The organism is Micromonospora foliorum (assembly GCF_022229015.1).
Lineage (GTDB): Bacteria > Actinomycetota > Actinomycetes > Mycobacteriales > Micromonosporaceae > Micromonospora > Micromonospora foliorum.
Map to the genome: position 1 here is coordinate 1 of NZ_JAKKFF010000416.1, position 10,957 is coordinate 10,957.

Sequence of the window (10,957 nt, forward strand, 5' to 3'; positions counted from 1 at the left end):
GCGCCGACTGGGTCTTCGGCGACGCCCGGTTGATCTCGTCGGCGATGACGATGTTGGCGAAGACCGGCCCCGGATGGAACTCGAAGTCCCGGGTCGCCTGGTTGAAGATCGTCACGCCGGACACGTCCGAGGGGAGCAGGTCGGGTGTGAACTGGATGCGCCGCCACTCGCCCTTCACCGTGGCGGCGATGGCCCGTGCCAGGGTCGTCTTACCGACCCCCGGCACGTCCTCCAGCAGCACGTGGCCTTGGGCGAAGAGCGCGGTCAGCGCCAACCGCACCACCTGCGGCTTGCCGAGCACCACCGCGTTGACGTTCTCGGCCAGCCGGGCGGCCAGGGCGGCGAAACCCTGCACCTCCGGTTGGGTGAGCGGCTCGTGGGTGTTCACGGTCGGTGGTGCTCCTCGCCTGGTGTCCTCAGCAGGTGGGCAGGACGTTGATGTTGTCGCCGCCCTCCAGGTTGAGCCAGGCCCAGGGGATGTAGTTCTTCCCCTTGTAGTCGACCTGCACCCACCAGGTGCTGCGCTTGTTGTTGTTGTAGATGTAGGCGTAGACCTCTTCGCCCGACTTCTTGCAGTACGCCTGCAAGCGTTGGCCGTTGGGCACCCAGCCCGCCTGCCGGTCGTTGTCCTGCCGGGTGACCTCGAAGATCTCGTTGCCGTTGCGCTCGCCGGGAATCTCCCGGGTGCAGTAGCTCGCCTCCGGGCCCGATGCGCCGTTGCGGCAGGTCGCGATCCCGTACAGCGGCTGCGTCTTTTGGGCCCGCGTCGCGGTGCCCTTGCCGGCGGCGTTGCTCGCCGTCACCGTGAACGTGTAGGCGGTGCCCGGCGTCAGACCTGTCATCGTGATGCTGGAGCACGCCCCGGCCTTCGCCGGCTCGCCCGCCGTGGTCAGCGCGCAGGTGGCCTGACCGCCACCGGCGTCCACGGTGAACGTGACAGTCGCCCCGGTGGCCGTCGACGAGGAGCCGGTCACCGTGACCCGTGGCTCGGCCACCGTGCGGGCGGTGGCGGTGGCCTCCGGGCCCGGCCCGGCCTCGTTGACCGCCTTCACCTTCACCGTGACGTTCTGGCCGTTGCCCAGCCCGGTGACGGTCGTGCGGGTGTCGGTCACCTCGCTGACCCGCCCTCCGACGTCCACCAGGTACTTCGTCACCGGACGACCGTTGGCGTCGGCCGGCGCCCACTGCACCGTCACCGCGCCCGGCTGGTTGGCGACCGTGCCGGCGCGCAGGTCGAGCGGCCGACCGGGCGCCGCGAACGGCACCACCGTGTTGCTGACCGGGGACGCCGCCGATCCGGCGCCCTTGCTGTTGACCGCCACCACGGTGAACGCGTACTGGGTGCCGAAATCCAGCTCACCGGCGGGCACCACCAGCTCCGTCCTGGTCGACTCGCCGGCCGGCGCGTTCGTCCCCGCCGAACTGGCCGTCACCGCGTACCTCGCGATGGTGTTGCCCTGCCCGTTGGCCGCCGGCCACTTCACCAGCACGGTGCCGTCCGGCCGTTCCTGCGCGGTGACGCTCGCCGGCGGGTCGGGCACCGCGGCGGTCGGCGTCACCGGGTTGCTGGTGCGCGGCGGGCCGTCGCCCTTGGCGTTGACGGCGTGCACCGCGAAGCGGTACGTCTTGCCGTTGGTCAGACCCTTGACCTCCACCGCACGCTGGTTGGCGCCCACCTCCAGGCGCTGGTCGGCGCCCTCCACCACGTACTTGATGATCTCGGCGCCGTTGGCGGCGGCCGGCCGCCAACTCACCCGCGCCTGGGCGTTGCCGGCGGAGGCGGTGACGCTGCGCGGTGCGCTCGGCTTACCCACCCGCGGTTTCTTCGGCGGAGGCGGCGGCGGGGGAACCGGCGGCGGGTCGCCGCCGAGCACGTCGTTGGCGTACTTGTTGACCTCGCGCACCTGGTGCTTGTCGTCCACCACCCGGGCGGTCGCCGAGTCGGGGGAGTTGATGAACAGGTGGTTCTCCCGGACCTCCAGCTCCAGCGGCCCGTTGGCCCGCCCGCGGATGGTCTCGACCAGCTGACCCGCGGCGTCGAAGGAGTAGATGGTGCCGGTGGCCTCGTCGGCGCAGTAGAAGCGGTTCGCCCAGGCCACCGCCGGGCTGAGCCGGTCCCCCTCGCCCGGCACGGTGAACCCGCTCTCCTGCCCACCGTCACCCACCAGCAGCACCCGCCGGTCGGCGGTCACCGTGACCGGGACCCGTGGGCCGCTGGTGCGCGCGGGCAGCGCCGCCGGGCCGGACAGCGTCAGCGGCGTCGGGTGGACCTCACCGTGCTGCACCCGCACGAGCTTCCCGGCCGTCCGGTCGAGCACCGCCACCCCGTCGTCCAGGGTGGAGACCACCAACTCGTGGCTGGCGTCGGCGACGTCGTACGACTCGACCCGCTGCGGGCTGAGCCCGGCGCCCGCGGGCGCGGCCGACGCCGGCGCGGACGGCAGCTTGGCAGCGGTGATCGCCGAGACGGTGCCCTCGCTGGGCACCGCGATCCAGAGTCGACCCTTACCGTCGAACGTGCCGCCGGTGATGCCCGGCGGATAGCGCACCGGCTCGCCGACCGGGGTCAACGATCGCGGGTCGAGCTGCCGGACGATGCCCTGCACGGCGTCGACGACGAACGCCGCGTCCTCGTGCAGGGCGACGCTGACGCCCAGGCCGGGGGTGGTGGGGGTGGTCGCGCTGAGCTGGAGGGTGGCCAGGTCCAGGGAGCTGACCTGCCCCGTCTGCAGGTCGCGCAGGAGCAGCAGCCGGTCGGTCTGGGTGATCTGCATCGGATGTTGCCGGGCACCGGGGATCTCGGTGCGGGTGTCCACCCGGGCGGTGACCCCGTTGACCCGGGCCAGCTCGCTGCGCGCCGCGCTCCACAGCCAGGAACTCGCGTCGTAGTTGGCCACCGCGTTGTCCGCCGCGCCCAACCCGAGGACGGTCAGCCCCATGGCGGCCAGCAGCGCGGCCACCGTGCCGACGGTCACCAGCCCGCCGCGCAGCCGGGACCGGGAGCGGGGGGCCTCGGTCTGTACGGCGTCGTCGATGCTGGCCACAGCCGGCTGCCTCCCCTGAGTCGTGGCAGGTGGCGCGCCTCGCGGCGACCCCTCCCCTGAGCCGGGTGCCATCATATGGCGCTGGTGGTGGCGGGGGAACCCGCAGTGTCACCCCTGTGGATACCGAGCGTGTGCGTTGTGGACGTCCAGCTCAGCCCGGTTCCAGCGCGACTCGGCGATGGTTTCGGCGCGACTCAGCGCGGCGACGCTCGGCCGGAGGGCTCCCCGCTCGACGTGGCGGTGCGCTCCCGGGCGGTGCAGACCTGTCCCGAAGTCGCAAAGCTGTCAGTCGAGTAGACCGCCAACACGGTGAAACAGTGATCCACTCGGGAGTTCAACCCGTTGACCGTGTAGGTGGTCCGGCCCGGGTCCACGGTGGCGATCACGCCCAACGCCTGCCCGGCCCGGCCGGCGGCGACCATGAACGGCACCGCCCCGCCGGTCGGGTCCGTCCAGGTCAACGTGATCGTGGTCGAATCGTCCCGCAGCTTCAGGTCGCCCGGTGGAAGCCCGGCCGCCGTGGGTGCCGGCGCCGCCGCCGTCGGCGCGCTCCCGGTCGGCGGCGGATCGTCGCGGGTCAGCACCACCGCTCCCAGGCCCGCCACCGCCACGACGGCCACCCCGGCCGCCACGACCGCGCCGATCAGCGCCGCCCGGTTGCGGCCCGTCGACCCACCTTCATCGGCGTACGCCGGCCGGTACGCGTCCGGCGCCGGGTGGTACTGCTGACCCGGGTACGGCGCCTGGACCTGGTCCTGGGTGTACGGCGTCTGGAGTGGCTGGTGGTGGTACTGCTGGACCTGTGTCAGCGCGGGGTCGGTGCCGCCGCCCGGTGACCAGGCCGGCTGCGCCGCCGCTGCGACGGGGCTTGCCTGGGTGACGCTCGGGTTCGCCTGGGCGTCCGCGGGGTGCGGCTGGGCGGCGGTGAGGTTCGCGTGAGCGGCGCTCGGGTTCGCCTGGGCGGCGCTCCGGTTCGCCTGGGCGGCGGTGGGGTGCGGCGGCGCGGTTGTTGGGGCGGGCTGGGTGGCGGCCGACCAGCCCCGACTGGTCTCGACCCCGGCCGGGCCGCCATGCGCCGGAACGGACGGGAACACCTCGGTCTGGTCGGACGGCGCGCCACGGGTCTGCCGGGTCGGCCCCACCGGGGCGTCGAGAATGCCCAGCCCGGAGTCACCGGTGCCGCTCGCGTCCATCATGGTCTGCCCGGCGGCCGTGATCTGCGTAGGCGTCGTGGTCTGCCCATCGGTGGTGGCCGGCGCAGCCGTCGTGGCCGGCGCAGCCGTCGTGGTCTGGTCGGTGGGGCCGGCACCTGGAATTGGCAGGGGCTGCGGTGGGGCGCTGCTGCTCCAGGGCGGTGCGGTCAACCCCCAGGGCGGCACGGGTGGAGCGCTCACCGGAGGCGCGGAGACGGGTGGTCGGTAGGGCGGCCCGGACACAGGCGGCCCGAAACCGGGCGGCGCGGACACCGGGTAGGTGTGCCCGGGTGGCCCGGACACGGGCTGGCCGTAGCCGGGCGGTGCGGAGACGGGTGGGCCAGAGACGGGCTGGCCATAGCCGGGTGGTGCGGAGACCGGGTACGGCTGCGCCGGTGGTGCCGAGACCGGGTACGGCTGACCGGGTGGTTCCGATACCGGCTGGCCATAGCCGGGTGGTGCGGAGACGGGTGGGCCGTAGCCGGGCGGTCCGGAGACCGGGTACGGCTGCGTTGGTGGTCCGGAGACCGGGTGCGGCTGGCCGGGTGGTGCGGAGATCGGATGCGGGGTCGCAGGCGGTGTGTTCATGGGCTGGGCCGGTCGTCCGCTCATCGGGTACGCCGGCCCTGGGCGGTCAACGGTCGGGGAGGGCCTGCCAGATGGTGTCGCCTCGGCGCCGGACACGTTGTGCGATTCGCTCGGCGCGGCGGCTCGGGCGGCCTCCTCGGCGAGGAGTGGCTCGATCTGCCGTACCTGGATCGTGGGGTTGTCCCAGCGCGGTGCCGGCACCGCCGGTGTTGCCGGCCAGGCGGTCGACGCCGAGGGGGTTGGGGCTGGCGGCGGGGGTGGCGCGGCGACCACCGGTGGGGACGCCTGGTCGCCCATCCGCTGACGGGTTGCGACGGCGGGCCCGGCCGGTGGCCGCTGCCCGGCCGGCGTTGTCGGCGGACCTTCAGGCCTTGGTCGAGGCATCGGGCCGACCGCTGGCTGGGATGGCCCGGGCGGTGACGCCTCGGCGCGCGGGCGGGGAGGCGTCGCAGGCCCGGGTGCGGCCGTCGGCATGGGCTGCGCCGGGGCGATCGAGGAAGCTGCCGGCTGACTGGGCGCCGTCCGAGGGGCGGGAACCGGCGTCGCGGTGGCGTTGCCGGGCGACGTGGGTGTGGCGGGTGCGCGTACCGCTGGAGGGGTTCGTTGGGGCGTGGCCGGCGGTGGCGGTGGTGCCCAGGGTGAGACGGCGGGCGGCGGGCTACTGGCGGAGGGCCGCATCGCGGCGAGGGTCGCCAGCGACAGGGTCGGACCGGCGAGCGCCGACCGGGCAGCCGGCTCGGTTACCGCGACGGGGGCCGGACCGGGCGTAGGGGCGCCGTGCTGCCCGCCGGGCGTCGACGCGGCTAGGCCGAGGTAGTCGCGGGCTGCGCGTACCGCTGGGTGGTTCTCCCCGAGCACGGCGGGCCCGGCGGTGGCGACGCGGGTGTAGTTGCGGCGGGCCTCGTGCCGGTTGCCGAGTTCCTCCGCGACCTCGGCGAGTTCGAAGGCGAGCGCGAGCATCAGCGGGTCGGAGTGCTCCCAGCGGCGCTCGCCCGCGGCGAACGCCTCCTCCAGCACCCGGCGGGCGGCGAGCGGGTCGTCCCCCTCCCGGTGCAGTCGTGCCAGCACATGCGCGGTGTGCAGCATCTCCGGGTGATCGTCACCGTACGGCGGGGGAGCGGCTTCGACGGCCTCCGCGAGCAGTTGCCGGGCGGCGCTGAGGTCGCCCGCGGCGCGCAGGGCGAGGGCTCGGTGCTGGGCGGCTGCCAAGGGGGAGGGATGGGACACGTGGCAATGCTGCCGTCAGAGGGCCGCCGGACGCTACCCGTACACACTCCGACGGTGTGTCGCCGCGGCCGTTCGAGGCTGCCTGAGCAGCGGGGGAAGCGGCGGGGGAAGCGGCGGGGGAGAGGCGCCGGAAGGCGATGTGCATGATCCACGAGTGGCGTGTACAGTAACTCCCCGTGCGGCCCGCCGTGCCGACCACCGGATGGAAAGATCATCTGGTCGGCGAGGTAGGCTGAACGTGTAGGTCCGGGTGGCGGAATGGCAGACGCGCTAGCTTGAGGTGCTAGTACCCGTATAGGGTGTGGGGGTTCAAGTCCCCCCTCGGACACATTATTTCCACACGAACTGTGATGGTTGTTCGTGTTTTGCGTGATCCCCGTCCCGTTGGGCGGGGATTTTTGCTGTCGTGGCGAGGAAGCTCCCCGCCAGGGTGAGCGGGTAGGTCGCGGTCTCGGCTTCGATAGTTCATGCGTGGTGGTCACACACAATGATCATGTTGTTGGTGCGTAAGTAGGCGGCAAGCTTTTCCGGGTCGGGGCTGCGCAGTGCGGGATGGCGACGGTGTAGCCCGCGGTCGTGTCGGATGCGGTCGAGCAGGTGGTCTTCCCGGATGTAGAGGATCTTCGGTTGGGCGGAGGCCCTGGTGCGGGTGCCCGTGTGTCCGTGGCGGCAGCGGTAGCCGGGTCGGCCGTGGACCCAGTGGGAGTCAATGATCCGGCCGCACACGCCGCAGCAAATCACTCCGGCCAACAAGTAGCAGCGGGGGATGCCATCGGCTGGGGTCGGCGCGGTATGGATTGCCTGGACGGCGACGAAGTGTTCTTCGCTGACCAGCGGAGTATGCGCGATCTCGCGGGAAGATGACCCAGTCAGTTGAGGCGCTCCACCGTTGGATCTCGTGGTGTCGATCGAAGGGCTCCTCGTCAGGGAGGGCATCACGGTCGGTGCGTTGACGGTTCCAGACCTGCCGCCCGGTGTAACGGGGGTTGGCCAGGATCGCCGCGACAGTGGTGAGCATCCATTGGCGGCCGCTGCGGTGGGGGTTACGCGCTGGGTCGGCGCCGGACGGGCACGGGACGCCGTTGTCGTTGAGGGCGCGGGCGATGCTGGCCACGCTCCGGCCGGCAAGCCGCTGCTCGAAGATCCACCGAACGTGGGGTGCGGTGGCAGGGGCGGGCTCCAAGCGGTGCAGGCGTCGTCACCAGGCGGCGTGGGCGCGGTTCGGATGAGGGCCGGCGTCGGCGAGCCGGTAGCCGTAGGGTGGCCGGCCGCCGAGATGTCGGCCCTGCAACGTGCGCGGGTGGCGCGGTTGCCGGGTCAGCAAGCCGGGAGGTTTGACGCTGACCGCTCTTGACGCCCAGGTGCATAAAGATCAGCGATGTCGAGAGCAACCCCGGGCAACACGTGACGGAGACCTGAGCCGACGGCGGTCGGCGATGGCCGCGCTCGGCGTTCCTGCGGCCGGACGTGCAGAGCGCGTCCGGCCGCAGGAACGCGGAAACCTAGACCGGGAGTTCGACAACCCCGGCCCGGCAGTAGGAATCAAGCCGGCCGGGCTCAGCCACACGCACAGCGTGTCAGGACGCTGCTGTCGATCGGCTCAGCTCTTCCCAAGCAGTCAGGTCGGCTTGACGCGATTCGAGCTCGGCTCGGAGCCCGTCGACCGCGTCACCGCCCAGCGCGAGTCGAAGGGGCGGATTGTCGCTGTCAACCGCGGCGACAATGGCAGCTGCGGCCTTGGCGGGGTCGCCTTCCTCGGAGCCTTGCATCGCGTTGACGTAGGTGCGGAATGCCCCGGCGGTCCCACTGTAGGCGTCGATGACCGATGACTCGGTCTTGTTGCTGTTGATCCGGGTGCGGAATGATCCCGGTTCCACCATCAGGACTCGCACCCCAAGTGGGGCGACTTCTCCCGCCAGTGTCTGTGACAAGCCTTCCAGGGCGAACTTTCCGGCATGGTAGGCCCCGAAGGCATGGAAGCTTGTTTGTCCACCCATCGAGCTCATCTGCACGATCGTTCCGCTACCCCGCTCGCGCATACTTGGCAGTACAGCCTTCGTTGTCTCGGCGGCCCCGAAGAACAGAACGTCCATCTGCTCGCGCAGCTGTTGCATGGTGATTTCCTCGACGGCGCCCATCATGAGGAATCCGGCGTTGTTGACAAGGACGTCGATCCGGCCGAATAGTGCCAGCGTCGCCTTTACCGCGGCCTGAATGGAGTCGGGATCGGTGACGTCCAGAGCGCAGGTGCTGACCTGCCCGTTGCCGAGATCGGCAAGGTCTCGAAGAGTTTCGGGACGGCGCGCTGTCGCCATCACCCGGTCACCCGCGGCCACTGCGGCGCGCACAATTTCACGGCCGAAACCGCTTGAGCATCCCGTAATAAGCCACACGCGGCCCTGGGTCTGATCTGTCATGTCTTTGCTTCCTGATCGGTGCCGGTTCTCTGTAACTGCTTGCGAGAATCATCCTCACCACCGGCGCGCGGATCGTCCAACACTCGCTTCCTGCAGCAGTTACAGGCTGCTCCTGTGACCCCCTGAGCTGGGTAAAGTGCGCTACGTTCTTGCCCTGGCACGCGCAATAGCCCTCATGTGGGCGGCCGCCCTGGCGATTCCCCAGCGTGCCGCCCGTTCCCGACGCCCGCAGTGCTGGATCGCGCCAAGGCGGTCGTCGCAACCATGGGACAAGCCCTACGTGGCGAGGTCAGTCAACCCGCAGTCCCATGACGATGGACACGCTCACCTCACCCGGTTCAGGATGCCAAGGGGCGAGGCATGACGACCGAGACTCCGATCCGTGCCGGCTAATCAACTTTGATGCCGGAAACTGGGCCGGCGGGCCCTCGAAGGCTGCGCCAGCCATATGCGTGACGGTTGGTGGTGCCACGCAACTCGCCCTGGGCGTCGACACGGTCGACGGGCCGCATGCCCAATTCGAATCCGCAGGGCCGGCCCCATTGCCAAGAATGCCTGCGGGGACAGGCCTTGGGCGTTTACCGCCGCCAACCGCGTCGGGGCGGGTCGCCGCCGAGGTGTCCGCGCGGCTGCGCCTCCTCGGTCTCGGGCGAGGGGTCAGGCTCTGCCGAGGCCGCTGAGGAACGTGTCCACGACGACGTCGGCCGCCTGCGGGGGCGCCAGGTCGGGGAACTGATGGGCAGCACTGGCTACCAGTTGGTCGAGGACCGCCCGCACCCATTCCAGTGGTACGTCCGAGCGCAGGAAGCCTTCATCGACGGCGCGTTGGAGGAAGTCATTCAGCCGTTCGCTCTGGCCCTGACGCCGTTGGCGCGCGTCAGGGTCCTGTTGCATCAAGCGGGAAGTGTCGACCGGCCACTCACGGCTCACCGGGATGATGCCCTCCGCGTAGCGGTGCAGTGCGACCGGCACCGGCGCCTCCGCGAGCCTCGCCTCATCCAGCACCTGCTCGGTGGAGTCGAGTTTCGCCTGCAGCACGGCTGTGAGTAGGGCCTCTCGGCTGGCGAAGCGCCGGTGGACCGTGGTGCGGTCTACTCCCGCCGCGTTGGCGATGGCCGCCACGGACGTGCTCGGGTCCTCGGCCAGTAGCCGGGCACCCATGCGCAGGACCGTCGACAGATTGCGTGCGGCATCAGCTCTCATAGTCTCCGTGACCCTATCATCGTGGCATTTCGGCTGCTATGAGCAACTAGGGTTGACCGCTTAAAGTTCCTTTCACCACACCTATGTTGCAGTTACCCCCGGCAAGCTCTACGGTTAAGGCGCATTTCTACTGGTCGGAGATAGGAGTGGTTCCATGCCACGGACTTGGTTGATCACCGGTGGTTCCCAGGGACTGGGGAAGGCGCTGGCGGTTGCGGTGCTGGCCTCGGGTGATCAGGTGATGGTGACCTCGCGTCGACCGGAGGCGCTGGCCGATCTGAAGGCGGAGCACCCGCAACGACTGGAGAGCGTCGCGCTGGACGTCACGTCACCGGCAGAGGCCCGGAACGTGGTCGCGGCGACTGTCGAGCGTTTCGGTTCCCTCGACGTGGTCGTGAACAACGCCGGTTACGCCACCAGCAATTCGCTAGAGGACTTCCCGGAAGATGAGCTCCGTGCACAGATCGAGACGAATCTGTACGGCGTCATCAACGTGACCCGGGCGGCGCTGCCGGTCCTGCGAAGCCGGCGTTCGGGGCACTTCGTCCAGATCTCGTCCATTGGCGGCCGCGTGGGCGGCACTCCCGGCCTCGGTGCGTACCAGACCGCGAAGTTCGGGGTCGAGGGCTTCTCCGAGGTCCTGGCTAACGAGGTGGCCACGCTGGGCATCAAGGTGACCATCGTGGAGCCGGGCGGCATCCGTACCGGCTGGGCCGGGGGAGCGGCGGTGGCGTCCGGCAGTATCCAGGCCGACTACGAGCAGATCGTCGGACAGTGGCGGGCCATGTTCGCCGACTACGCCGGCAACGAGCCGGGGGACCCCGCCCGCATGGCCCAGGCGATCATCGACGTGACGCTCTCCGAGGAGCCGCCGCGTCGGCTGCTGCTCGGTGGCGACGCACTGGGGCTCGCGCTGGAGTCGGGCGAGAAGCGGCTCGCGGAGGCCCGGCAGTGGGCCGATGTCAGCCGTTCCACGGACTACCCGGACGCGTCGGCGAGTGCGGCAGCGCAACCTGTCGAGATGACGCGGAATATCTGAGGAGGGGGCGAATCTCTGGATCATCAAACTGTGGACGCACTACAGAAACAGTTTGCCGGGCTGAAGGACGTCTCGTAACAAGGTGGAGGCGTTGCCTGGCTGGGGCTGGGGCTGGGGCTGGGGCTGGGGCTGGGGCTGGGGCTGGGGCTGGGGGTCAGCCTTCCAAGATGATGTTGTGCAGGTGTGCGATGCCGGAAGCGGTGTCGGTCAATGTGCGGGCGGCGCGGTGGTAGTCGCGCAGGATCT

At 70.6% G+C, this 10,957-nt stretch carries 8 protein-coding genes and 1 tRNA gene; 2 read left to right on the forward strand and 7 right to left on the reverse strand.

Annotated elements, in window-relative coordinates; genetic code table 11:
* The 3 genes from PSH25_RS26185 to PSH25_RS26195 form a co-directional block, all read right to left on the reverse strand.
* Positions 1-388 (reverse strand): AAA family ATPase (locus tag PSH25_RS26185; RefSeq protein ID WP_238661580.1); only part of this gene is annotated, 388 nt, incomplete at its 3' end.
* Positions 389-416: 28 nt separating this feature from the next.
* Positions 417-3,044, reverse strand: a complete 2,628-nt coding sequence (locus tag PSH25_RS26190) for a fibronectin type III domain-containing protein (RefSeq protein WP_238661581.1) — start codon at positions 3,042-3,044, stop codon at positions 417-419.
* Positions 3,045-3,238: 194 nt separating this feature from the next.
* Entirely contained in the window at positions 3,239-6,052 is a 2,814-nt protein-coding gene (locus PSH25_RS26195) for a tetratricopeptide repeat protein (protein WP_238661582.1), read from the reverse strand.
* 244 nt (positions 6,053-6,296) lie between these two features.
* Here PSH25_RS26195 and PSH25_RS26200 point away from each other — a divergent pair.
* A tRNA-Leu gene (locus PSH25_RS26200) sits at positions 6,297-6,380 on the forward strand.
* 137 nt (positions 6,381-6,517) lie between these two features.
* Here PSH25_RS26200 and PSH25_RS34230 read toward each other — a convergent pair.
* The 4 genes from PSH25_RS34230 to PSH25_RS26215 all read right to left on the reverse strand — a co-directional run bounded on the left by PSH25_RS34230 (position 6,518) and on the right by PSH25_RS26215 (position 9,672).
* On the reverse strand, positions 6,518-6,793 hold the full coding sequence (locus PSH25_RS34230; protein WP_372492853.1) for a hypothetical protein: 276 nt from the start codon (positions 6,791-6,793) through the stop codon (positions 6,518-6,520).
* Positions 6,759-7,166, reverse strand: a complete 408-nt coding sequence (locus tag PSH25_RS26205) for a recombinase family protein (protein WP_238661583.1) — start codon at positions 7,164-7,166, stop codon at positions 6,759-6,761. The genes PSH25_RS34230 and PSH25_RS26205 overlap by 35 nt, the downstream gene beginning before the upstream one ends.
* A gap of 463 nt (positions 7,167-7,629) precedes the next feature.
* Entirely contained in the window at positions 7,630-8,469 is an 840-nt protein-coding gene (locus PSH25_RS26210; protein ID WP_238661584.1) for an oxidoreductase, read from the reverse strand.
* Between the two features lie 657 nt (positions 8,470-9,126).
* A complete protein-coding gene (locus PSH25_RS26215; protein WP_238661585.1) occupies positions 9,127-9,672 on the reverse strand; it encodes a TetR/AcrR family transcriptional regulator in 546 nt (181 codons plus the stop codon).
* 154 nt (positions 9,673-9,826) lie between these two features.
* Between PSH25_RS26215 and PSH25_RS26220 the strand changes: the two genes are divergently transcribed.
* Positions 9,827-10,711 carry an oxidoreductase gene (locus PSH25_RS26220; RefSeq protein WP_238661586.1) on the forward strand — a complete coding sequence of 295 codons (885 nt, stop codon included), beginning with the start codon at positions 9,827-9,829 and terminating at the stop codon, positions 10,709-10,711.
* Positions 10,712-10,957: the final 246 nt, after the last annotated feature.